The 24,293-nt window shown below is 54.9% G+C and carries 21 protein-coding genes; 16 read left to right on the top strand and 5 right to left on the bottom strand.

Annotated elements, in window-relative coordinates; translation table 11 throughout:
• Positions 1–18 precede the first annotated feature (18 nt).
• Positions 19–1,503, bottom strand: a complete 1,485-nt coding sequence (locus C1J03_RS14880; protein ID WP_114887305.1) for an inorganic phosphate transporter — start codon at positions 1,501–1,503, stop codon at positions 19–21.
• 403 nt (positions 1,504–1,906) lie between these two features.
• Here C1J03_RS14880 and C1J03_RS14870 point away from each other — a divergent pair, with 403 nt between their 5' ends.
• Both C1J03_RS14870 and alaE read left to right on the top strand, forming a co-directional pair.
• A complete protein-coding gene (locus tag C1J03_RS14870) occupies positions 1,907–3,829 on the top strand; it encodes a DUF3604 domain-containing protein (protein ID WP_114887303.1) in 1,923 nt (640 codons plus the stop codon).
• Positions 3,830–4,026: 197 nt separating this feature from the next.
• Positions 4,027–4,371 carry an L-alanine exporter AlaE gene (alaE, locus tag C1J03_RS14865; protein WP_254694052.1) on the top strand — a complete coding sequence of 115 codons (345 nt, stop codon included), beginning with the start codon at positions 4,027–4,029 and terminating at the stop codon, positions 4,369–4,371.
• Positions 4,372–4,608: 237 nt separating this feature from the next.
• On the opposite strand, the gene C1J03_RS14860 is transcribed toward alaE, so the two are convergent.
• Together C1J03_RS14860 and C1J03_RS14855 are read right to left on the bottom strand one after the other, a co-directional pair.
• Entirely contained in the window at positions 4,609–6,318 is a 1,710-nt protein-coding gene (locus tag C1J03_RS14860; protein WP_114887302.1) for a hydantoinase B/oxoprolinase family protein, read from the bottom strand.
• Between the two features lie 4 nt (positions 6,319–6,322).
• Positions 6,323–8,401: a hydantoinase/oxoprolinase family protein gene (locus tag C1J03_RS14855; protein ID WP_114887301.1), complete on the bottom strand. Its 2,079-nt coding sequence runs from the start codon at positions 8,399–8,401 to the stop codon at positions 6,323–6,325.
• Between the two features lie 379 nt (positions 8,402–8,780).
• Here C1J03_RS14855 and C1J03_RS14850 point away from each other — a divergent pair, with 379 nt between their 5' ends.
• The 12 genes from C1J03_RS14850 to choX all read left to right on the top strand — a co-directional run bounded on the left by C1J03_RS14850 (position 8,781) and on the right by choX (position 19,829).
• Positions 8,781–9,347, top strand: a complete 567-nt coding sequence (locus tag C1J03_RS14850; protein WP_114887300.1) for a carboxymuconolactone decarboxylase family protein — start codon at positions 8,781–8,783, stop codon at positions 9,345–9,347.
• A 240-nt stretch (positions 9,348–9,587) separates the two neighbouring features.
• On the top strand, positions 9,588–10,241 hold the full coding sequence (locus C1J03_RS14845; RefSeq protein ID WP_114887299.1) for a DsbA family oxidoreductase: 654 nt from the start codon (positions 9,588–9,590) through the stop codon (positions 10,239–10,241).
• A gap of 2 nt (positions 10,242–10,243) precedes the next feature.
• Positions 10,244–10,849, top strand: a complete 606-nt coding sequence (locus C1J03_RS14840) for a TetR/AcrR family transcriptional regulator (RefSeq protein WP_114887298.1) — start codon at positions 10,244–10,246, stop codon at positions 10,847–10,849.
• A gap of 281 nt (positions 10,850–11,130) precedes the next feature.
• The gene (locus C1J03_RS14835; protein WP_114887297.1) at positions 11,131–11,460 is read left to right on the top strand and encodes a hypothetical protein; all 330 of its coding nucleotides are present in this window, start codon (positions 11,131–11,133) and stop codon (positions 11,458–11,460) included.
• Positions 11,461–11,480: 20 nt separating this feature from the next.
• A complete protein-coding gene (locus tag C1J03_RS14830; RefSeq protein ID WP_114887296.1) occupies positions 11,481–12,281 on the top strand; it encodes a DUF2145 domain-containing protein in 801 nt (266 codons plus the stop codon).
• Between the two features lie 38 nt (positions 12,282–12,319).
• Positions 12,320–12,925 (top strand): TetR/AcrR family transcriptional regulator, encoded by a 606-nt coding sequence (locus tag C1J03_RS14825; RefSeq protein ID WP_114887295.1) that lies wholly within the window; start codon positions 12,320–12,322, stop codon positions 12,923–12,925.
• Positions 12,926–13,134: 209 nt separating this feature from the next.
• Positions 13,135–14,415, top strand: coding sequence for an MFS transporter (locus C1J03_RS14820; RefSeq protein WP_114887294.1), 1,281 nt, complete (start codon positions 13,135–13,137; stop codon positions 14,413–14,415).
• 208 nt (positions 14,416–14,623) lie between these two features.
• On the top strand, positions 14,624–15,934 hold the full coding sequence (gene ugpB / locus C1J03_RS14815; protein ID WP_114887293.1) for a sn-glycerol-3-phosphate ABC transporter substrate-binding protein UgpB: 1,311 nt from the start codon (positions 14,624–14,626) through the stop codon (positions 15,932–15,934).
• Between the two features lie 41 nt (positions 15,935–15,975).
• Positions 15,976–16,857 carry a sn-glycerol-3-phosphate ABC transporter permease UgpA gene (gene ugpA / locus C1J03_RS14810; protein WP_114887292.1) on the top strand — a complete coding sequence of 294 codons (882 nt, stop codon included), beginning with the start codon at positions 15,976–15,978 and terminating at the stop codon, positions 16,855–16,857.
• A 17-nt stretch (positions 16,858–16,874) separates the two neighbouring features.
• Positions 16,875–17,711, top strand: coding sequence for a sn-glycerol-3-phosphate ABC transporter permease UgpE (gene ugpE / locus C1J03_RS14805; RefSeq protein ID WP_114889027.1), 837 nt, complete (start codon positions 16,875–16,877; stop codon positions 17,709–17,711).
• Between the two features lie 2 nt (positions 17,712–17,713).
• A complete protein-coding gene (gene ugpC, locus C1J03_RS14800) occupies positions 17,714–18,721 on the top strand; it encodes a sn-glycerol-3-phosphate ABC transporter ATP-binding protein UgpC (protein ID WP_114887291.1) in 1,008 nt (335 codons plus the stop codon).
• Positions 18,722–18,905: 184 nt separating this feature from the next.
• Positions 18,906–19,829, top strand: a complete 924-nt coding sequence (choX, locus tag C1J03_RS14795; RefSeq protein WP_114887290.1) for a choline ABC transporter substrate-binding protein — start codon at positions 18,906–18,908, stop codon at positions 19,827–19,829.
• A gap of 60 nt (positions 19,830–19,889) precedes the next feature.
• Here choX and C1J03_RS14790 read toward each other — a convergent pair whose 3' ends face one another.
• Complete coding sequence (locus C1J03_RS14790; RefSeq protein WP_114887289.1) at positions 19,890–21,002, bottom strand: heme-binding protein; 1,113 nt, start codon at positions 21,000–21,002, stop codon at positions 19,890–19,892.
• Positions 21,003–21,155: 153 nt separating this feature from the next.
• Here C1J03_RS14790 and choW point away from each other — a divergent pair, with 153 nt between their 5' ends.
• The gene (gene choW, locus C1J03_RS14785; protein WP_114887288.1) at positions 21,156–21,989 is read left to right on the top strand and encodes a choline ABC transporter permease subunit; all 834 of its coding nucleotides are present in this window, start codon (positions 21,156–21,158) and stop codon (positions 21,987–21,989) included.
• Between the two features lie 2 nt (positions 21,990–21,991).
• Positions 21,992–23,014, top strand: coding sequence for a choline ABC transporter ATP-binding protein (gene choV / locus C1J03_RS14780; RefSeq protein WP_114887287.1), 1,023 nt, complete (start codon positions 21,992–21,994; stop codon positions 23,012–23,014).
• Between the two features lie 222 nt (positions 23,015–23,236).
• Here choV and radC read toward each other — a convergent pair whose 3' ends face one another.
• On the bottom strand, positions 23,237–24,058 hold the full coding sequence (gene radC / locus C1J03_RS14775; RefSeq protein WP_114889026.1) for a RadC family protein: 822 nt from the start codon (positions 24,056–24,058) through the stop codon (positions 23,237–23,239).
• Between the last annotated feature and the right edge of the window lie 235 nt (positions 24,059–24,293).

Raw genomic sequence — 24,293 nt, 5'->3', positions numbered from 1 at the left:
AACACTCAAACAGCACAGTTACGCAGTGACAGAGCTTATCAAATAAAAGATCACCGCGGACAAAATCGCTGCTGCGGGCACCGTGATGATCCAAGCTGCAATAATGGTCATGAAATGCGATCGACGCACCAGCTTACGACGCCTGCGTTCTTCAGGGGCAAAAGCTGTGCGGTCCGGCATTGCGAGGCGCGCGTTCCGGATACGCCGTTCGGCGTCCCACTCCCGAAAGAAACCAACCCCGAACACAGCACCCACAGCGATATGGGTAGAACTCACAGGCAAGCCTAACCAACTCGCAACAATCACTGTGATCGCCGCCGAAAGAGCCACGCAATAGGCGCGCATTGGGTTCAGTTTTGTGATTTGACCGCCCACCATCCGTATCAATTTGGGGCCAAACAGGAACAGTCCAAAGGATATCCCAAACGCCCCAATCACCATCACCCAAATGGGGATGCCGATCGCGTCAGTGAAGTTTCCTGATTGGGATGCCTGCACAATGGCAGCCAATGGTCCGACGGCGTTCGCCACATCGTTTGCGCCGTGAGCAAAGCTGAGGAGTGCCGCGGATACAACCAAAGGAACGCCAAACAGCACTTTGAGTGACTTGTTGCGGTTCTCCAAGCCTTGCGACTGTTTCCGGATAACGGGGATCATCACGATCCAGACCAGAGCGCCGATTGCGGCCCCGATCAGCAACGCGGTCGGCATGTCGATCTTGATGATCTTCTTAAGTCCCTTAAGAGCAAGATAGGCCGAGAAGACGCCCGCCATAATGCCTACAAGAACCGGCACCCATTTGCGCGCAGCCGCGATCTTGTCGTCGCGGTAGATAATCCTTGATTTGATCAACCAGAGAAACAGGGCCGCGATAACCCCACCCAAAACTGGCGAAATCACCCAGCTTGCCACAATGCCACTCATTGTCGCCCAGTTCACCGCAGAAAACCCTGCCGCTGCGATCCCAGCGCCCATAACGCCGCCAACCACAGAATGCGTTGTTGATACGGGAGCACCAACCCAGGTGGCAAGATTGACCCAAAGAGAGGCCGACAAAAGCGCGGCCATCATGGCCCAGACAAACACAGATGAATTTCCCATGCTCTCTGGCGCAATAATACCTTTGGCAACTGTCTTGACGACGTCGCCGCCTGCAAGGAGAGCGCCCGCGCTTTCAAAGATTACTGCGATGGCTATGGCACCGCCCATTGAGAGCGCATTCGCTCCCACGGCTGGCCCCATATTGTTGGCAACGTCGTTCGCGCCAATATTCAACGCCATATAGGCACCAAGGCAGGCGGCAATGATCACGATCAGCGAATTGTTTTCGTGTCCAAAAAACAGCATCGCAATGATGCCGGCCAGCAAAACAAAGACAAGAGAGATGCCGACACCAATCATCGGACGCGACACATAACTGGTCGCCATTTCAAGATTGGAATATCGCGCCAAATCTCGGTCAAGCGTTTCTAAATGGCGCTGGTCGCCCTGTTGTTCGGTCATTGTCGAGTCTCCCCCGGTTTGCCGATGACGACTAGCCCTGTTTTGACGGCAAAATCAAATGTTCAATGAAGGCTTGCGGAAATTATTTGCTGACCGCGGGAAAGTGACTTCAGTTCACTTCCAATCGCCATCGCTGCTGCTGTTTCCACTCAAACGACCTGCGCTTGTGTCCAAGGCCTTGCAAAAGCTTTTTGAGCGTTCCTCAACGGTAGCAAAATGCAGTATTACTTCGACAGTGATTCCAAGCAGTTACTGCAGAACAGGCCTTCCAAAGTTGACAACTCAAGAAGTTCTCAACTAAGTTTTTGATCAAGTATATTTGCTCTCAGTTTGTTGCCGAACCTACGTGCGGGGGCAATATTTTGAGCGAGCTATTGTAATGATTCTGATTGGAGCTCTCCGAATGCGTTATTCATTTATTTTGCTAGGGATCGTGCTTTTGGCGCCTGCCGGGATGTCAGGCGCACAAGATGCTTCTACTGCGGATCTGACCTCCGGCGTTCTCAAAGGCCGGCCATATTCACCTAATGCTGATCGCGGTTTCCCGGACAAAGCGCTGTTTGGGGACACCCACGTGCATTCAGCATTGTCCGCGGACGCAGGCGGTGGCGGCACGACGCTTATGCCGCGAGACATGTATCGGTTCGCACAAGGCGAACAGGTTCGATCCAACACTGGGCAACCTGTGAAAATGGCCCGCCCGTTTGATTTTTACATGCTGACGGAACACACCGACGGGATGGGCGTGATCACCGATATCATGCGCGGTGCGCCGAACATTATGGCGGATGAACAGGGCAATAAATTCCACGAAGAATTTGCCAAGGGCGGGGACGCGGCCAAGAAGGCGTCCATCGATCTGATCGCTCAGTTCAGTCAGGGCACTTTGAGCGAAGCTTTGCTCTATCAACCTGGCAGCCCCGGGTATGACAATACATGGCGTGATATTGTTCAGGCAGCGGAAGAGTTCAACGAACCGCATGTGTTCACCGCGATGATCGCCTACGAATGGACATCATTGGTGGCCGGTAACAATCTGCACCGCAACGTTATTTTCCGCGACGGACCTGAGCGCGCCCTGCAGGTTGTGCCCTTTTTGATGGCCCCCCCACTTGGCAGCCCCGATCCGCGCGATCTGTGGAAGTGGATGCAGAACTACGAAGACGACACCGGTGGCGATGTCTTGGCGATCCCTCATAACCCGAACCTGTCCAATGGTATCATGTTTGCGCCAAATGACACATTCAACGATGGCGCACCATTTGATCGCGAGTATCTGGTGACACGTTCGCGTTGGGAAAAGCTCTTGGAAATAGGGCAGACAAAGGGGGACAGCGAAACGCACCCCTTGCTGTCACCGACCGACGAATTTGCCAACTATGAAAGCTGGGATTGGGCAAACCTTGATGTCTCAGAGGCAAAAACGCCCGAAATGATCCCGTTTGAGTACGCGCGCTCGATCTTGAAGAAGGGTCTTCAATTTCAAAAAGACGAAGGCGTGAACCCGTTCAAATTGGGCTTTGTCGGCGGGTCAGACATTCATACCGGTCTGACGACACAGGATGATAACAACTATTTTGGCGCGTTCACCTGGATGGAACCTTCTGAAACCCGCGCAACTACAGTGGCTAAGGGCAACGAAAAGTTAGATATTAGCTATAAGGGTTGGCAATATGCCACGCCGGGCCCAACCGCCGTTTGGGCAACTGAAAACACCCGAGCAGGTATCTTTGACGCAATGGAACGTCGCGAAGTGTACGCAACGACCGGACCGCGCATCACAGTGCGGTTCTTTGGGGGCAATTTTTCAGCGGATGACATCCAAGAGCGTGATCTGGCACGCATCGGGTATTCCAAGGGCGTTCCAATGGGAGGCGATCTTTCCGTTCAGGATGGTGAGGCCCCTTCATTCCTCGTCTATGCGCTACGCGATCCTATCGGCGCGAACCTTGACCGCGTGCAAATTGTAAAAGGTTGGATCGATGCGGATGGGAGCCAGCAGGAAAAGGTTTATGATGTCGCTTGGGCAGGGGAACGTACCGCTGGCGCAGATGGAAAGTTACCACCCGTCGGAAACACTGTGGATCTTTCGGTGCCATCTTGGACGAACGATATTGGCCGGGCAGAGCTTGGTGCAGTATGGGCGGACCCTGACTTTGATGCGTCAGAGAATGCTTTCTACTACGCAAGGGTAATTGAAATTCCGACCCCGCGCTGGACAGCTTATGATGCCGTTCGCTTCGGCATCGAGATGCCAGATGAAGTCAAAATGATAACCCAGGAACGGGCCTACACATCCCCGATTTGGCATACACCCGAAGGGTAACCAAGGGCCGAGCGACAAGGGTTTTGCCGCTTTAGGCAAAGCTCGATTGGTCTTACTCAATTAGCTTGTTAGCAAAGCGCGGCGAACGGCGGCTTTGCTAACAAGACGGCCATCGACTTCAGTGATTTCAGGCGATAGTCAAAACGCATGCGTTTGACCCTTGTAGATACTCTGACAACAGTGGTTTTTTTACTGTTTTGGCCGCTCTGACCGAGCTCTATATTGCAGGGATGGAACCCTTTGAGGTTCTGAAGACGCGCCTAATTATGGTGCTGACGGGACGGCCATATGGTGCGTGGCGCGATTGGTTCTTTTCAACTACGAAACCGACAGTTTCTTGGAGTAAATCCCTGATTGATGGCGTCGCGTTTCTGACATTCCAACCCCCTGTTTACGGGCTGACCCTTTGGATAGCGGGGGCGGCAAAGGATGAAATACTCACACTCCTCGCCACAACAGCTGTGCTCATGCTGATCGTCAGCCGCCCTTTCGGTCTGGTTCTTGAGGTGGCGCGCAGGTTCGCAGGTGCCAAAGCCGAATAATCTGACGAACGTGGGCAATGCTCAACACGTGCCAATTTGTACCCCACAAACCCGGTAGACAGTTGCGTGGGCCTCCGGTCCGCTTTGGCGTAAGGGTGCTCTTCACCCGTACCAACATCTCTTTTGATATTAAATCCGAACACCACGACCTGCGGTGACCTTCCTGATGCTCTCGAGTGGCATAAGAGGCGTCTCAGCGTGGCCGCAAACTTGGATCATGAGAGGTTTGTGTCTTGATCAAATGTCTTCGCCATTAGCGATAGCTGCTTGGACGATTGCAATATCGTCGGCACTTAAACCGTAGTCATTAACTGCTGTCTGCGCTGAGATATACCCGCGTGCGAGGTCACGTTTTACCGATGCCACGGTTCGATTTTTTGGGTCGCCGTAGCCAGCGCCGCCCGGAAAAGCCATCATCACTTTACGGCCATGCCCGACGAATTGTTTGCCTTTGCCGTTCATCTTGGATCCGTCGTCTTGGACGATTGTGGTAGGCGCACCTGGGCCGCCGCCGCGCCGTCCCAAGGCGGGGTGGTCGACACGGTCAAACATCGCTTGAATGTCAAACTCGTGACCTTCGCGCGCGCCAACTTCCATGAACTGGCCCAATCCACCGCGCTGCTTGCCTGCCCCGCCAGAATCGGGCCGCAGTTCTTTGCGCCAGATGATCACGGGGCCTGCGTGTTCTGTCGCCTCAACTGGCATGGTCATCACGCCCGACGGAAAGGCGGTCGCATTCAGCCCGTCGTGTTCGGGCCGCGCGCCTGAGCCGCCGGAGTTAAAAGTCAAAACCTCGGAGCGCCGGGCGTCTGCCGGGGCGGGCGCATCGCTGCGCGGACGAAGCGAAACCTGGAAATTGCACAAGCAGCCGGCCCCTTCGGCGGGCACCAATCCGGGGACGATCTGATCAAATGCGTTGAACACCGCATCAGGCACAAAATGACCCACGATGTGACGCAAGGCGACTGGGGCAGGGTGCACCGCGTTGACAATTGAATTGACGGGCGCTTTGATCTCAAAGGGTGCAAGCGATGCCGCATTGTTCGGAATTTCGGGCGCGATGGCCACTTTCAAGGCATAGCATGCGTAGGCTTTGGCATAGACTAAGGGGCAGTTGATGCCCTTTTTATCGAGGCCCGACGTCCCAGTGAAATCCGATACAATACGGTCCTCATGGATTGTCACTTTCACCTTCAGGGTGATCGGTTTGTCGAACCCATCCACAGTCAGTTCGCCCTGCGCAGACGTGCGCGGTAGTTCGGCGATCCGTTCAAGGGTCGCGCGACGTGAATTTTCTAGGATAAAGCTCGCGATGCCGCTCAGATCATCCAGCTCGAATTCCTGCATCATGTCGATCAGGCGGCGGTGGCCAATCTCGTTACAGGTCGCCAAGGCATAGAGATCGCCGATCAATTGGTCGGGTTCACGTACATTGCCGCGCACGATGCGCACCAGCGTTTGATCCACCTCACCACGTTCGGCGAATTTCATGATCGGGAGATATAGACCTTCTTCGTAAACGCTTGCCGCATCTGCGCCAAACCCGCGCCCACCAATGTCCACGATATGGGCTGTGCAGGCAAAAAACCCAACCAGTTTACCGCCATGAAACGAGGGGCTGACCATCGTAATGTCGTGCAGGTGGCCGGTGCCCTCCCATGGATCGTTGGTGATATAAACGTCACCTTCAAAGATGTTCTCGCGCCCGATGCGGCGGATGAAATGTGCCACAGCATCCGCCATGGCATTCACATGTCCAGGGGTCCCTGTGACGGCCTGTGCAAGCATCTGCCCCTGCAGGTCATAGACGCCAGCGGACAGATCTCCTGCCTCTCGAACTGAGGTTGAAAACGCCGTGCGAACAAGAGCTTGGGCTTGTTCTTCGACAACCGAAATCAACCGGTTCCACATAACTTGATAGGCGACGTTGGCATGTGTCTTGGCCATGGTTCTATCCTTTCAAACGCACGTCGATGCAGCCGTCAGGCTGTCGAACGGCATTGCGGCTGGAGGGGACGATGATTGTGGTTTCATCTTCGGTAATCACCGAAGGGCCGTCTATTGCGGCGCCTATGGCCATGTCGTCGCGCAGCACAACGCTTGCTTTGACAAAATCGGCGAAGGCGGGATCAAAAAGACTGCGATCGCCGGCGGTTTCCGCGGTACTCGAGCCCGTATCTTCGGCAACCCGTGCGACGGTTTCCGGGGGGGTCGTCGCATTGACGGACCAGACGGTAATCTCGATGTCCATGCCGTCAACCGCGCGCCCAAATAGCTTGACGTAATCTTCGATAAACTGGGCCTCAAACGTGACCGCATCGGGGGTCATTGCTTGATCTTGGGTCAAGGTGATTGGGATTTCCCAGCCTTGGCCGGAATAGCGCATGTAGACTTTGAACTCAGACAGGATGGGGCTGACGGCATCGCAATTGCGCACAAAACTTGTGGCCTCGGCTTGCAGGTCCGTAAGAAGCGTTTTGATCTTGTCGGGCTCAAAGCCAGCGAGGGTCATGTAAACCGACCGGTTTGCCTCAAAACTGAAAGGCGCGCGTAAGAACCCGATGGCAGATCCGACCCCAGCACCTTGAGGCACCAACAGCCGGTCCACGCCCAGCTTTTCACACAACCGGCCCGCATGCAGGGGGGCCGCCCCGCCAAAGGCGATCATTGTATATTCGGAAAGGTCCTCGCCGTTTTCAACAGCATGAACGCGGGCGGCATTAGCCATGTTTTCATCCACGACTTCGGCCAGACCAAAGGCAGAGGTTGCCGCGTCCATATCAAGCACATCGCCCAACACATCTGTAAGCGCCTTGGCCGATGCATCTGCATCAAGCGTCATAGTGCCACCGGCGAAATTCGCGGGATCGAGCTTCCCCAAAACCAGGTCAGCGTCAGTGACTGCAGGATTTGAACCACCGCGTCCGTAGCACGCAGGGCCCGGTTCTGATCCCGCACTTTCTGGACCTACGCGGATTTGGCGCATCGCATCGACATGGGCCAATGATCCCCCACCGGCACCGATCTCGACCATGTCGATCACAGGGATCGAGATGGGCATGCCGGACCCTTTTTTGAACCGGTAAGTGCGGGCAACTTCAAATACGCGGCTGGTCTTAGGGGTTTTGTTTTTAATCAAGCAGATCTTGGCCGTTGTGCCACCCATGTCAAAAGACAGCACTTTGTCCAAGCCGTAGCGCGCCGCAATGTTGGCGGCGAATACCGCACCGCCTGCAGGGCCAGATTCGACTAAACGGACGGGGAATTCGGCTGCGTTCTCGATTGAGAGAATGCCGCCGCCCGAATGCATCAAAAAGATTTTGCAGCGCACACCTGTTTCTCGCAAACGCCCTTCAAGACGGCCGAGATAGGATTTCATCATCGGTTTGATATAGGCGTTCGCGACCACAGTGTTGAAACGCTCATATTCGCGCATCTGCGGTGACACTTCGCAAGACAGCGACACCATGGCATCCGGCATCATGTCCGCCAAGACGTCACCAACCAGCTTTTCATGCGCGTCATTGAGGTAGGAATGGATCAACCCGACAGCGACGCTCTCGTATCCTGCCGCCGCGATCTTTTCGACGATGGGTTCGATGTCTGCGCGGGTCAGGGGCAGCAGTTCGTTGCCACTGGCATCCATTCGGCCCGGCACCGTGTAGCGCATTTGGCGCGGCAGCAATGGCTCTGGCAGGCTGAGGTTCAGATCATATTGTTCAAACCGGGATTCAGTGCGCATCTCGATCACGTCACGAAACCCTTCGGTCGTGATCAGCGCCGTTTTAGCGCCGCGCCGCTCGATCAAAGCGTTGGTGGCAAGGGTGGTCCCATGAAAAATCTGATCAATCTTGGACGGGGTGATCCCAGCCTTGTCGCAGACTTGCCGCATGCCATCGATAATCGCGTTTTCCGGAGCGACATAGGTGGTCAGCACTTTGGTTGAAAACGACATCGCGCCAACTTCGACCACAACGTCTGTAAACGTCCCGCCGATATCGACACCTAGGCGCACGGATTGTTCGGCCATGGGGCTTACCTCTTGTTCTACTTGGCCACAGTTAGTGAAATTTCATTGCTGATTACAATTCAATTATCGACAGGTGGATGATCAATTCGAGCATTCAACCGCGACCGGCTCACTCGGCCGCCGTCAGGGGCGTGGGGCGATCACGATGGAGCGTTCGGCGCGATTGATTGGCGCGAGTGTTTAGGCAATATCTTCGCCAACTGCCCAAGCAATCTTGCGAGCTTGTTTGCCGTTTTCCTTGCTGGAGTGGTTCACTCAAGCTGACGTTCAGTCTGGGCGGGGAACTTCACAATTGAGTGATCGCTCAAATGAGATATTGAGTGATCGCTCAATGATCCCTAAGTGCAACTCAGCACCGTAACTCAATGAGGGAAACCCAATGACTGACTTCGTCAAACACACCATCGAAACAGCACCAGAAGCGTCCAAACCGCTTTTGGAAACATCATTCAAAAACAATGGTCGTATCCCCGGTCTGCATTCCGTGATGGCAGATGCACCCGCTTTGTTGGCCGCTTATAACTTTGCCCACCAACAGTTCATGGCCACCAGCCTGACCGACGAAGAAAAGACTGTCGTTTGGCAGACAATCAATGTTGAGCAAGACTGCCACTACTGCGTTCCGGCGCATACCGGCATTGCCAAGATGATGAAGGTTGATGACGCGATCACCGACGCATTACGCAACGAGACGCCTTTGCCGACTGCAAAGCTGGAAGCACTGCGCGACTTTACCTTGCTGGTTGTTCGCAATCGCGGTTTTGTGGGGGACGCCGACACGCAGGCCTTTTTTGACGCGGGTTTCACCACCACCAACATTCTCGAAGTCATTCTGGGCGCTGCACAGAAATTGATGTCCAACTACACCAACCACTTTGCTCAGACGCCTGTCGATCAGGTGTTCCAAAAGTTCGCGTGGGAAAGAACAGCCCAAGCTGCTGAATGATCTAATGTTTTGGGGCGGAGAAATCTCTGCCCCAAAACCTACTTCCGGACCCAAGCCTGCGCACCCAGCTGGGATGGGACATCAACGGTTCGAAATCCTGACAACTACCGCGTGATAGGGTGGCGTCTTCAAGTGACAGCGATCTCAAGCCCGCTGGCTTGGGTCATTGTCTAGTTGGTGATATTAGGATGCGTAAATGTGGCCCGCGTGGCCTTTCTTTGACAGGCCCCGGGAGGCAACATGACTGACCCTACACAACCACTGCGCATCGACATCGTGTCAGACGTAATGTGCCCATGGTGCATCATCGGATACCGTCAGCTGTCCCAGGCGTTAGAGGCCACAGGCGTCGCGCATGAAGTCCACTGGCATCCGTTCGAGTTGAACCCCGAAATGCCGCCAGAGGGGCAGAATACCCGCGAACATATTATCGAGAAATACGGCTCAACCCCTGAGCAATCTGAGCAAAGTCGCCAACAAATGGCAGCACTCGGGCGCGATTTGGGGTTTGACTTCAAGTTTACGCAAGACATGCGGATGCACAACACCTTCAATACGCACCAATTGCTGCATTGGGCGGATACGCAAGGGCGCAGGCATGACCTCAAAATGGCGTTGTTCACCGCTCATTTCACGGCCGGACGCGACCTGTCTGATGTTGCGGTTCTGGCAGATGTGGCCGGCGAAATTAGCCTTGACCGGGATGCGGCGATGGCCGTTTTGGAAGACCAACGCTATGCGTCTGACGTCCGCAATGAGCAGACGTTTTGGACGCAACAAGGTATTCGCGGTGTGCCGGCTGTGGTCTTTGATCGCCAGCATCTTGTCACGGGCGCGCAAGGGGTCGATAATTACACAAGCATCCTGACGCAGCTGACCAAGGAGACCACCTGAACGTGCCACGCTCTGCGCCATATGATCGGGGCACTGCCCTTGATGCGGCCGTGGCGCTGTTTTGGGAAAAAGGGTTCCATGCGACCTCTCTCAAGGATCTTGAAGGGGCGCTAAGCATGAAGCCCGGCAGCATCTATGCTGCGTTTTCTAGCAAAGAGAACCTGTATCTGTTGGCGCTTGAGCGTTATTTTGAGAAATCCCGGGCAAGGTTCCGTGATCAGATGGCGCGCGCGTCCTCACCTCTGGATGCGATGGCTGATCACTTCCGTGGCTACGCGCGTATGGCTCCAGATGATGCATCACGGCAGGCTTGCATGCTGACAAAGACCATGGTGGACACGCGGATGACGGACCCAGCCATTGCGAGCGCAACGCAAGATTATATGGCCGCAATGCAAAACGAATTTGCCGCCACCTTTACTGCCGCCCAAAATGCGGGCGAATTGGCAAAGGGCGCAAACCCCCAACGTTTGGCCCGCCGCTTTCAGGCAAATGTCACCGCCCTCCGACTGGCAGTTCATCACGGCATGCCGGCAGATGATTTTGCCCAACTTGCCGAAGACATGGCCTCAGAAATCGAAGCTTTGCGCGTAGACGCGACTTCATAGCCAATCTTTAAGCAGGGCAGTAGCCGCAAGCCACACGCGCGGGGTTGATTGCAGTCAGCGCCGTGGCGATAGGCCGAGGGATGGCCGTCGCGTTAGGTGCCCTGTCCCCAATTGAACAATTGCATTTGGCTATTTTACTTCACCTGCATCGAGAAAACCTCTCCGAGTGCTTCAAGGGAAGGGTGCTTTCTCAATTAGGTGAACGGAGTTCATGAAGTCGTTGACAGCGAACTTATCACCCACTATGCATTGTGAACGTCGTTCATAATTGGAGAAATTTCATGAACATTCGCTCAACTGCTTTTACCTTGATTGCCGCTCTTATCGCCGTGCCAGCCTTTGCTGGGTCAAGCGGCCAGCATTCAGCACAATCTGCTAATCATAGCGGACAAGCCGCGAGCCACGGATCCGCTGCTGTGTCAGAGGGGGCAGCATTGGTGGTTGCGGTGCCAATTGTTGTGTTTGGTTCGGCTGTCGCAATTTCTGGCGCGGCACTTGAAGAGGTCGGGACAGGGGCCCTTACGCTTGGCAGTGACATTGCCCGCGTCGGTACAGGTCATACAGTCGCGGGCAATGGCGTAAAGCCAAATGGCGCACCAACGCTCGATTAACACACGAATAGGAGGCTGTTATGCCCCGCTTATTTTCTCTGATGTTTGTTGCGGTTATCGCTGTTTGGCCGACTATTTCGATGGCCGGCAGCAGCGAAGCCGGCAAACCCCAACTGCCCGTGGCAGACGTCGCAACGTTCGCAAACCGCGTTCAACATGACCTTGCGGCGCGCGGTGCGAACATTGCGATTGTATCGCGCATAGGGCGCGATCCCAGAGTGATGCCAAAAGGTGTTCAGTACACGCATGTGGGTATCTGGGTCTATTCGCAGATCACCCGCGCTGACGGCAGTACTGGTCGCGGTTACCAAGTTTATAACCTCTACCAGGTCAATGGAACGCCAACGCGCAGCCGCCTTGTCCGGGACAGTCCGGCGGATTTTTTTGCTGGGGCCTACCGGTTGGAAGCCGGGATCATCATTCCTGACCTTCGATTGCAGAAAAAGCTGCTGAAGGTGATCACCAGCCCCACCTATTCGGCCCTGCACAACCCGCAATACTCGGTGTTGGCGAATCCCAACACGAGTCAGTTTCAGAACTGCACCGAACATACGCTCGATGTATTGATGGCAAGCGTTTACGGCACAAGCGATCCCGCCCAGATCAAAGCAAACATTGGGGCCCACTTCAAACCGCAGCCCATTCGGCTTGGTGGTCTAAAACGGATGCTGGCCCCCGGAGCCTACAAGGCGATGACAACAGTGGATCATGGTTCAAAGGTGTCGACGGCGACATTCGGCTCCATTGCTCGGTTCATGGAGGCAAATAAACTGACGTCGGAGACTTACCGTATCACCCCTGACAAGGTTATGCGGTTCTAGAAATTGACTTAGGAAGCAAGTTGTCTCAAATACCGTCCATGACAAAAGACAAACCTCTCTCCACCCGAGACCGCAACCTTGCCGATATTCGCGAACGGGCGACCATAGTTGCCGAGCGCATCGTCCTCGAAAACGGGGTCGATGCACTAAGCGCGCGGGGACTTGTCAAAGAGATCAACGTGTCTGTTGGCTCGCTTTATAATGCCTTTGGCGATCTGGATGCCGTTATGCGCGCCGTTATAGCAAGATCAGCAGAGATCCTGTCGGAAACCTTGCATTCAGCCAGCAAGCCATCAGGGCTGGATAAGCGGCAAAGGGTTGTTGCCATCGGTGAGGCGTATTTTGATTTTGCCGTTGCTGAACCACAGCGTTGGTGGTTGTTGTTTGAGTATAATTCGAAGACTCCAAACGACGACAAGGCACAGGAGTTCCAGCTGGGTCTTTTGGAGATGCTCATTCAGGCGGGGGATGGCGATCCGAAATCAGAGCAGCAACGGCAGTTGTTTTTGCTATTGTGGGCGTCTGTGCACGGATTGGTGGCGCTTGCATGCCGCCCGACCATTATTGCGATCAACCCAGAGGTGGCGCGGACCTATATTGGCGTTTTAGTCGATTCAGGGTTCAACGCATTTCCAGTTGACTGAAACCGCCACCGTTTTCCTTTAGCGACGGGCTAAGCACCGGTCCGCGATGGCGGCAACCGGAGGGTTTTCAGTATCTTTCTCGGTTACAGTTGAGAATGGCGAGTGGATTTCCGATATCCTTGTGAGGGGCCGGCAATCTCGGCAACAACCGCAAAACGGCGGCCGCAAGCCGTGTTGCTCATCACTCAAAATTGGCGCTATTTGTTTGAATGAACACAGCGCCCCACACCAACCAATTGCCACGTTTCATTATGGCAAGCGGGATGACGAACCTTGCTGACGGTATTGCGGTGGTCGTTTGGGCATGGATCGCAACCTTGTTGACCCGCGATCCCATTTTGGTCGCTCTTATGCCTGTCGCATTGCGTCTGCCGTGGTTTTTGTTTGCGCTGCCCGCGGGAATCATCACCGACCGGGTTGACCGTCATCACCTGATCCTTGCGATGGACATTGTGCGAGCGGTGGCGTTTGGCGCGGCTGCGTTCATTGTCTGGGCGTCATTGCCGCTGGCTCCTCCGCTTGAAAAGGGCACCGCAATGCCCACGCTATTCTTGGCCTTGTTGGGGTGTGCCGTGCTGGTTGGGACCGCTGAAGTGTTTCGCGATAATGCCGCGCAAACGATGTTGCCTGCGATTGTGCCTCACGATCAGTTGGAGCGCGCAAACGGGCGGCTTTGGAGTGTCGAGCTTGTTGGAAATTCACTTTTGGGCCCGGCTTTGGGTGCGTTTCTGATCGCCTCGGTGATCTGGCTGCCATTTGCATTGAATGCAGGCGCGTTCGTGATCGCGGCGCTGCTTATCGTCGGCCTAAAGGGCAATTTTGCGCCTGTTCAAAAGGGGCCGCGTGATTGGCGCAAAGAACTCGGTCAGGGCGTTGCGTTCTTGCGGGACGCGCCGTTGCTTCGGTTGTTGGCCATCACAACGGGTGTTTGGAACCTCTTGCATCAGATGGTTGTGATTGCCCTCGTTCTTTATGTCCAAGAGGCTCTGGGGCTTGAGGCGTGGGGCTATGGTTTGATCCTTGCCGCAGGGGCCGTCGGCGGCATCATGGGTGGTTTTGTTGCTGACCGGGTGGTCAAGATGTTGGGGCAGGGCGCTGCTGCTCAATGGATGACGCTGGCGTCCGCCGTGGCCTTTGCAGCAATTCCCTTTGCGCCCAATGGAATTGCTTTGGCGTTGGTTTTGGCGGCATTCGAATTTACCGGGATAATCTGGAACACAGTCTCGGTGTCCTACCGTCAAAGGGTGATCCCGGACGAATTGTTAGGCCGGGTAAACAGCGTGTACCGGCTTTTGGCGTGGGGTATGATGCCGATCGGATTGCTATTATCTGGGATGATCGTCAGTGGCTCTGAAACGATCATGTCGCGCGATGTTGCACTGATTATGCCGTTTGTGGCTGCAGCGATTGGTGCCGCTATCTTAACGCTTTGCGCGTGGAAGCCACTGGGTGTTGGTTTCGCTTTGGCATCGGATGGTCAACCGAGATAAGTCTCCGGCGCTGCAAAATAGGTTGTCATGCTGGCCGGCATTCAAACGATGATATTTGGGCGTGCTTCTTCGCAAAATCGCTCCGGCCGGCTGCTGGGTTTCTCGCGCTCACTCTTTTAGAGGGCGCAAAGTTCAACACTGGGTTGTTGCGTCTGCCAAAAGTTTAGCGCTATCATAGCGCTACATAAATTGGTTTGGGAGGATCATCATGAACATCAAACATCTATTGCTCGCATCAACATCCGCAGCCGTTATCGGCGCGCCACTCGCCGCGCAAACGGAAGTCGAATTTTGGCACGCCTTTACGGGCCGCCTAGGAGAGTTGGTTGCTGCTCAGGTCGAAGATTTTAACGGCTCACAGTCAGAGTATTCTGTGACCGCGTCCCACAAGGGTAACTATTCCGAGACGTTGAATGCCGGCATCGCTGCGTTCCGTGCGGGCGAACAACCCGACATCTTGATGGTGTTCGAAGTGGGGACCGCAACGATGATGTCCGCTCAGGGCGCCGTAAACCCTGTCTATGAAGTGATGGCAAACGCCGGTGCGGATTTCGCTCCGGATGGCTTTATCGGGTCGGTTAAGGGCTACTATACATCCAGCAATGGCGACATGCTGTCGATGCCTTTCAACTCTTCGACGCCAGTGCTTTGGGTCAACCGCAATGCGCTGACAGACGCAGGTATCGACCCTGACACAGACCTGTCGACTTGGGAAAATGTTGGTACGGTTCTGGGTCAACTAAAAGAAGCTGGTAGCAGCTGCCCCTTGACCACCGCATGGCAAAGCTGGGTCCATCTGGAAAACCTATCTGCCTATCACGATGTACCTTTTGCGACCCAAGCCAACGGCTTTGGCGGTCTGGATACTGAGCTGGCGCTGAACGGCCCAGCACAGGTCGCGCATATCTCAGCAATGGGTGAGTGGGCCAAGGACGGCAAGTTCATCTATGCAGGTCGTCGCAACGAAGGTGGTGCAAACTTCCGGGCGGGAGAATGTGCGCTCTTTACCGAAAGCTCAGCTGGCTATGCCGGGATCAAATCCGAAGCCAAGTTTGACTTTGATGTGCGTCCGCTTCCCTATTGGTCAGCACTGGTTGATGCCCCACAAAACACCATCATTGGTGGTGCGTCGCTTTGGGTGATGGCCGGTCAGGAAGATGGCGAATACAAAGGCGTTGCCGCATTCTTGAACTACCTTTCCTCGCCAGAGGTTCAGGCGCAATGGCATCAGGACACCGGCTATCTGCCGATTACCAGTGCCGCAGCTGAGCTGACACGCGAGCAAGGCTTCTATGAGAGCAACCCCGGTACTGACGTTGCGGTGATCCAGATGACCACCAATGCGCCGACGGAAAACTCCAAAGGCTTGCGTTTGGGTAACTTCGATCAGATCCGTACGATCATCGACGAAGAGCTGGAAGCTGTCTGGGCGGGCGACAAAGACGCCCAAACTGCCCTCGACAGCGCTGCGTCTCGCGGCAACGATCTGCTGCGCCGCTTTGAGCAAGCCAACCGCTAAGGATATGCCGCGTCCCGCTAACCCGGGGCGCGGCGGACCACATGGAAAAACGCGTTACCTTTAAAGGCCTGTGGTTGCCACTTCTGTTGATTTTTCCGCAGATGTTGGTCACGGCTGTCTTCTTTTTCTACCCTGCGGGTCAGGCGATCTATCAGTCGCTGTTCATCCCTGATCCCTTTGGTCTGTCGATGCGCTATGTCGGACTGGGCAATTTTGAATATCTTCTGAGCAATCCCTACTACCGAACATCCTTTGTCACGACAGCGGTTTTCTCGATCCTTGTGACTGTTGTGTCGATGGGGATCGCTCTTTACCTCGCCGTGCTTGCTGATCGCCTGATCAAAGGCTCCGGTGTTTACCGGACCTTGTTGATTTGGCCCTACGCCGTGGCGCCAGCCGTTGCTGGTGTGCTGTGGCTGTTCATGTTCAACACGCGGGTAGGGGTCGTGACCTGGTATCTGGGCACGCTCGGCTATGATTGGAACCACGTTCTTAACGGTGAAGAGGCCATGGGCCTTGTCGTTGTCGCCTCGTCCTGGGGGCGGATCAGTTATAACTTCCTGTTCTTCCTTGCGGGGCTTCAGGCAATCCCAAAATCGGTGATAGAGGCCGCGGCCATTGACGGCGCGCGCTTTTGGACCCGGTTCCGCACCATTGTGTTCCCGCTGCTATCGCCGACAACGTTCTTTTTGCTGGTGGTCAACATCGTCTACGCCTTCTTTGAGACCTTCGGGGTCATTCACACGATCACCGCTGGAGGGCCGCAGCAATCAACCACCATTCTGGTCTATAAGGTCTACTCCGACGGCTTTGTCGGCCAAGACCTTGGGTCTTCTGCAGCGCAATCGGTGATCTTGCTGTTTATCGTCGGCCTGCTGACCATTGTGCAATTCAAATTCATTGAACGACGGGTGCACTACTGATGGCTGAAAGAACAGGCATGGTGCAAACGCGCGGGTGGGGCCATTGGTTCACCCATCTTGGGCTGATCATTGGCCTGCTGTTTATCTTCTTTCCGATCTGGCTTGCCTTCGTGGCCTCGACCGTGTCGCAGCCCGAAATCGTAAGCCCGCCTATGCCCTTGCTGCCGGGGGATCAGTTTTTTGCCAACTATAGCAAGGCATTACTGGCTGGCGTTAATGCGCCTGTTGCGATGATGATGCTGAACTCGATGATCATGGCATTGGGGATCGCGTTTGGCAAAATCGTCATTTCGCTGCTTTCCGCCTTTGCCATCGTCTATTTCAAGTTTCCGGGACGCAGGCTGTTCTTTTGGTTGATCTTCCTGACGCTGATGCTGCCTGTCGAAGTGCGTATCGTGCCAACCTACGAAGTCGTCGCAGGTTTTGGCATGCTCAACAGCTACTCTGGCTTGATCTTTCCGTTGATCGCATCGGCCACAGCGACCTTCCTTTTCCGCCAGTTCTTTATGACCGTGCCGGACGAGTTGGCCGAAGCCGCGCGCGTCGATGGGGCGCGTCCCATGCGGTTTTTCTGGGACATCCTTTTACCGATGAGCCGGACCAATGTCGCGGCGCTCTTTGTGATTTTGTTCATCTACGGTTGGAACCAATATCTTTGGCCCCTGCTGATCACGACGGACCCGTCGATGAATACTATCGTCATGGGGATAAAGCAGATGTTCCCGTCAGGCGATGATGTTGCAGACTGGCCTGTGATTATGGCGACCTCGATCCTTGCAATGGTACCGCCCGTGATTGTGGTGATCAGTATGCAAAGGCTTTTCATCCGCGGCTTAGTTGATAGTGAGAAATAGGTATGGCAACGGTCTCCCTTCAGGGCATCAAGAAATCCTTTGGCAAAACGGATGTGATCCACGGTGTCGATATCGACATTGCCGATGGCGAACTGATTGTGATTGTCGGGCCTTCGGGCTGTGGTAAATCCACATTGTTGCGCATGGTCGGAGGGCTAGAGACAGTCAGCAGTGGCGAGGTCCATATTGGGGACCGCATGGTCAATGAGCTTGAACCGATGGACCGTGACATCGCGATGGTGTTTCAGAATTACGCGCTCTATCCGCATATGACGGTCGAAGAAAACATGGGCTACGGCCTGAAAATTGCTGGCCGGCCAAAGCCCGAAATCGCCGAACGGGTGATGGAAGCCGCAGTTCTGTTGCAGCTTGAAGAGTACCTTAAGCGCCGACCTCGCGAGCTTTCTGGTGGTCAACGCCAACGCGTCGCCATGGGCCGCGCCATCGTGCGCAAACCAGCCGTGTTCCTATTCGACGAACCGCTGTCGAACCTAGATGCGAAACTGCGCGTGCAGATGCGTCTGGAGATCAAGCAACTCCAACGTCGGTTGGGCGTCACTTCGCTTTATGTGACCCACGATCAGGTCGAAGCGATGACACTGGCTGACCGAATGATTGTTATGAACGGCGGCATTGCAGATCAGATCGGGGCACCGCTCGAGGTCTATGCCAATCCGGCAACTGAATTTGTCGCGGGCTTTATCGGGTCACCGCCAACCAACTTTATGAAAGCGGAACTGGCACAAGAGCCGTCAGGGGGCGCAGTCACACTTGGTGTGCGCCCCGAGCATGTGCTGATCGCGGAGGGTGCGCAGAAAATTGACGGCGTTATTCTCTATACCGAGGCGCTGGGTGCCGAGACGCTCATTCATGTAAAGCTTGCCGATGGGACGCTTGTGACTGTGCGCCAAAACGCATCTGATGACATTGCGGCTGAGGGGGAGACCGTCAACCTCACATGGAACAAGACAGACGAGATGCTGTTTGACGCCGCCGGGAAACGCGTCTGACGCGCCCTGCGCGGATCCCGAAAATCATAGGTATTCCAATTCGCTGCGTTGCACCGCGGGCTTGATCATTGCATCCTCGGGGTTGCGCTTGGGTTAGATGGGCTCCAAAAATGCCTTGCAATACCGCTTGCGACGCTGTTGATTGACTCATCAATCAATAAAAAGCCAACCGGGAGACACCATTATGAAACGACTTTTGACAACATCCGCACTGGCCCTGACACTGAGTGCAGGCTTTGCCGCGGCTGAGGGTTGCGATGCCGTGACCTTCTCTGACGTGGGCTGGACCGACATCACCGCAACAACCGCTGCAACCACCGTTGTGCTCGAAGCTCTGGGCTATGAGACGGACATCAAAATCCTGTCCGTTCCTGTCACGTATACGTCCATGGCGGCGGGCGACATCGATGTATTTCTGGGCAACTGGATGCCCACCATGGAAGCCGACATCGCTCCGTACCGCGAAGCCGGCACCGTAGAAAGCCTGCGCGCCAACTTGACCGGTGCGAAATACACGCTGGCTGTCAACAAGGTGGCCGCTGATCTGGGCATCACCAGCTTTGCGGCCATTGCTGCCAACGCTGACGCGCTGGACGGCAAGATTTATGGCATTGAAGCGGGCAATGACGGCAACCGCCTGATCCAATCAATGATCGACGACAACGCCTTTGACCTCAGAGAGTTCGAGGTTGTTGAATCCTCCGAGCAGGGCATGCTGGCACAGGTTGCTCGCAATGATCGCAAGGGCGATCCGATTGTCTTCCTCGGTTGGGAGCCACATCCCATGAACGCCAATTTCGAACTGACGTATCTTGAAGGCGGCGATGATTTCTTTGGTCCCGATCTGGGCGGTGCGACCGTTCATACCAACACCCGTAAAGGCTATGCCGCGGAATGCCCGAACGTGGGCGCACTGTTGAACAACCTTGAGTTCACGTTGGCCATGGAAAACGAAATCATGGGCGCGATCTTGGATGACGGCAAAGAGCCACAAGAGGCTGCTGCCGAGTGGATTAAATCAAACCCTGCCGTGCTCGACACTTGGCTTGCGGGCGTGACCACCAAAGACGGTGGTGATGCAATGGCAGCTGCTGCCGCGCTGAAGTAAGCGATATTGGAGCAGGGCCTGCCAAGAAGTTGGCAGGCCCTGCATCTTTGATTTCAGCGTTTATTTATCTGTCATCGCATAGGCGATGATCATGTCTTCTGTCTGAACGCTGGGTGGTTCTTCGATCTTTTCCATCATGTTGATCGAAATATGTGGCCATCTGATCAATCCTTCCTGCCCACCGGGGCGGGGGAAGAAATCCAAGAAAATGAATTGCGAATACGCCAGCAACAGCTTGGGATTGCCATTGAGACCCTCTTCATCCAATTCCATGATCCAGAAGGTCGATTGCATCTCGGCGGCGTCCGCTTGCCGTTCAACAAAGGGGATGTTGACGATCCCCCCCTCCAGAAGCGTCGTGTCGGTATGAAGCAGTGTTGTGCGCAAAACGTTATTGGGCATCCCCAACGCCAACAATTCATTGGCCTGCGCCACATTGAAACCCGGAAAAGGCACCGCACCCAGCACCCCCTTGAAAGGGTTGTTGGCGAATTCATGGTAGGGAAACAGATAAGTGTCGGGGTCACTTGCCCCGGCGACGGCGGCGGCAATATCAGGGGTGATACCAACAGGAAACCCATCAATCGGTGGAATGGTTGGCGGGCCGTCAAAGACCTCCGAAATGCCCAAAGATGTCGCAGAATTTCCATGCGGAATTGTAGAAAGACGCGCGATGTCCACACCGTCGACGCGCTGCTCTTTCATATGCAAAAAGAACCCCGGCTCGTGGTGAATGGGCAATTCGGCTCCACCGGCAAATTCGCTGGCACCAATGTCTTCGGCTGCGATCTGGGCGATGGTCTGTTCGTAATCAAGCGCCGCAACTTTTTGATCGGCAGCTTGGGTTGTCCCGTTCTTGATAATGCCGCGATTGGGCACAGCCTCGTCAACTTTGGTAAAGCTCAGGACCTCGTTATATTGGTTCATCAACAGGCGGTAATCGCGGTCCGGTCCCGCAAAGGGCAGGGCGATCAGGTTCCAGCCACGCCCATCAAATGGACTTTGGCCTTGGCCTTCCAAAGTGCCTTCGCCTTTGAAGTTACTGCCATCACGAAACTCTGGGCGGATATTTGCCCATTTACCCGGCAGCAGCTTCAACGGGCCAAGTGCTTCGTCACCCATCGTCGCTATCCGGATCTTCCGGTTCTCAATAACCTTGTTTGCCTCCATCATGGGAAAAGTCCTTTCTTTGAAATGGTTTCGGCGAAAACGCCCTCAGGCACCCCTATAATACACGCAGGGCGAGAAAAGCATTATATCACAGCGGGAATATTTGACCTATGAGACACTCAAAACGGGCGCATTTCGCACAAGATTGGAGGCCCCATGAACTGGATAACTGAAAATAAAATCCCTGTTGATGACGTCGCAGAGGCGATGTTTGACTGGCTGCAAATCAACGGAGCGTGGTTCTTTGATGGGCTGGCCCTGGCGATGGAAGCGCTGATCGACGCGATCCTTTGGGTTCTGCAAACCCCGCATCCGCTTTTCATCATCGCGGCGTTCGTGGCACTGACCTATTTAATCCAGCGCAACTGGAAGACACCGCTCTTTATCGCCATCGGGTTTCTGTTCATCCTCAACCAAGACTATTGGGAGGAAACCACTGAAAGCCTGACGCTTGTGTTATCAGCTTGTGTGGTCTGCATGGGCGTCGGCGTGCCTATCGGCATCGCGGCGGCCCACCGTCCGAAACTCTATCGCTTTATGCGCCCGGTACTGGACCTGATGCAGACCTTGCCGACCTTCGTCTACTTGATCCCTGCGATCGTGTTCTTTGGGATTGGCATGGTCCCCGGCCTTATTGCCACGGTTATCTTTGTGCTTCCCGCACCGATCCGCCTGACGCAATTGGGTATTTCCTCGACACCCACGGCGCTTCTTGAGGCGGCACAGGCGTTTGGGGCAAAGCCGCGCCAGACATTATGGAAAATTGAGCTGCCCTATGCACTGCCGCAGATCATGACGGGCCTCAACCAGACGATCATGTTGTCACTTTCAATGGTGGTCATCGCGGCTCTAGTTGGGGCTGACGGGCTCGGTGTGCCGGTCGTACGCGCGCTTAATCAGGTGAACACTGGGTTGGGTTTTGAATCCGGTCTGATCATCGTTGTCGTGGCGATTATGCTCGACCGGATGTTGCGGGTAGGGGGCAAATGACAATGGAGAATGCTGTAGAATTCGACAACGTTTCTATTGTTTTTGGTGACAAGCCGAACGTTGCTTTGCCTTTGATGGACGCAGGACAAGACCGTCCTGAAATTCAAAAGGCCACCGGGCAGGTGCTGGGGGTGCATGATTGTACGCTCAGCGTTGGCGAAGGGGAGATCCTTGTGCTGATGGGCCTGTCGGGGTCCGGCAAATCAACGCTGCTGCGCGCGGTAAACGGCCTGAACCCGGTCGCGCGAGGCTGTGTGAGGGTGAATGACGGCGATCAGATGATCGACGTTACAAACGCCCGCCCCAAGATGCTGCGCCACATCCGCCAGACGCGCGTATCGATGGTGTTCCAGCAATTCGGCCTGCTGCCGTGGCGCACAGTGCGCGAAAACGTGGCCCTCGGGCTTGAGTTGGCAGAAGTGCCCAAAGCCGAACGGTTGGAGCGCGCCGATGCACAACTGTCTCTGGTGGGGCTTGATGGATGGGCTGACCGCAAGGTGGGCGATTTGTCCGGTGGCATGCAGCAGCGCGTCGGGCTTGCCCGCGCCTTTGCCACCGAAGCGCCAATCCTGTTAATGGACGAGCCGTTTTCGGCGCTCGATCCGTTGATTCGCACACGCCTGCAGGACGAGTTGCTTGAACTGCAAAGCGCGCTAAAGCGGACCATCATTTTTGTCAGTCACGACCTTGATGAAGCGTTCAAGCTTGGTGGGCGTATCGCCATTATGGAAGGCGGGCGAATTGTCCAAGCCGGCACCCCGCGCGAGATTTTCTCGAACCCGGCCAGTAATTATGTCGCTGATTTTGTGGCTAACATGAACCCGCTTGGTGTGTTGACCGCCCGCGATGTGATGCTTGAACCTCGCCAGGATGCTCACGAAGCTGCGTCAGTCAGCCCCGAAACGCCTGTGCGGTCATTGATAGAGTGTTTGAATGGCGAAGATGCGGTGTTGCAGGTCACAGAAGGTGGAACCCAGATTGGAACTGTAACGGCCGCCAGTATCATTGAGCGCCTCAAGGATTAGCGAACCGTTCGACCAATTGGCCAAAGGCATCGGTATGTCGGGCGTTTTCTGCCTACCGATGCCTCTCAAATAGCCCTAACGTCGGTCAACGCTGTTTCAAAATCATTCCCATTTGCAACATCATGCACCGCGCGCTTTCCGCGAATATAGGGAGCGATATCGCTCAATCGGAAGGGCAACGTTCTTCGACGGAAAGCTTACCCTTGGGAGTTGTATTTGCGGTTAGAGATAGCCCAACGATCGAAATGAGACCTCAGTTTCTTTGCCGATAATGACGTGGTCATGGATGGTAATGCTGACGGACGAACACGCGGTTTGAATGAGGTCGGTCATGGTGATGTCTTCTTGACTGGGGGTGGGGTCACCTGATGGGTGGTTGTGGACCAGAATGATGGCACTGGCGTTCAATTCCAGGCTTCGCTTTACAACCTCTCGCGGATAAACGGGGACATGATCCACCGTCCCAACTGCCTGTTCTTCATCCGCGATCACGTTATTTTTTCGATCAAGGAAAATGATACGAAACTGCTCGGTATCGCGGTGCGCCATTGAGACACGACAGTAGCTGATCAGATCATCCCAAGAGGACAAAATATCTTTTTTGAGGATTTTCGACTGTCCCATACGTTGGGCAAACGCCTCTGATATCCGGAGCTGTAGATATACTTTGGGAGTTGTTCCTTCGATCTTTAGGACGCTGCTTTCGGAGGCGGCGATAACGCCGTTGAGGTCGCCAAATGCGGCCAATAGCCTTTTGGCCAAGGGTTTCACATCGATGCGAGGAATGGCGTTGAACAACAACAGCTCCAACAACTCATATTCTGGCATGGGTTTGTGGCCGCCTGATAGAAACCGCGAGCGTAGTCTTTCGCGGTGACCCCAGTAATGCGGGACCTTGATGCCATGGGCATCGCGGATCATACCGCCGCCCGCGGACGCCTCGTAGGACAGTCGTTGGTTCCGTTTGTGGGAGGGCGCAAACGCCGGCGACAGCACCGCGCCAGGAGGCGGCAGCCTGGCCTCAAGATCATCTAAGCCACGCATTGCCGCATCAGAAAATCCACCTTGACGCGCGGGCCTTAAGGGCCGCATGCGGTTTCTATTGGTTGTAGCCAGTCCATCAGGCCTCTTCGGGTCGTTCATTCCAGTAGCCCCCGCGTATCAAAGTCGTTGTTGGGGTCGATGGTGCAGAAGAATGGTTAATGGGCGCTTAAGAGAAGAGACAGGATTGGCCGAAGGTAAGGCTAACTGCTCAAGTCACGTCCTAAACTAGCTCAAT

The organism is Sulfitobacter sp. SK012 (assembly GCF_003352085.1).
Taxonomy (GTDB): Bacteria; Pseudomonadota; Alphaproteobacteria; order Rhodobacterales; family Rhodobacteraceae; genus Sulfitobacter.
This window is presented reverse-complemented; position numbering and strand designations above follow the sequence as displayed.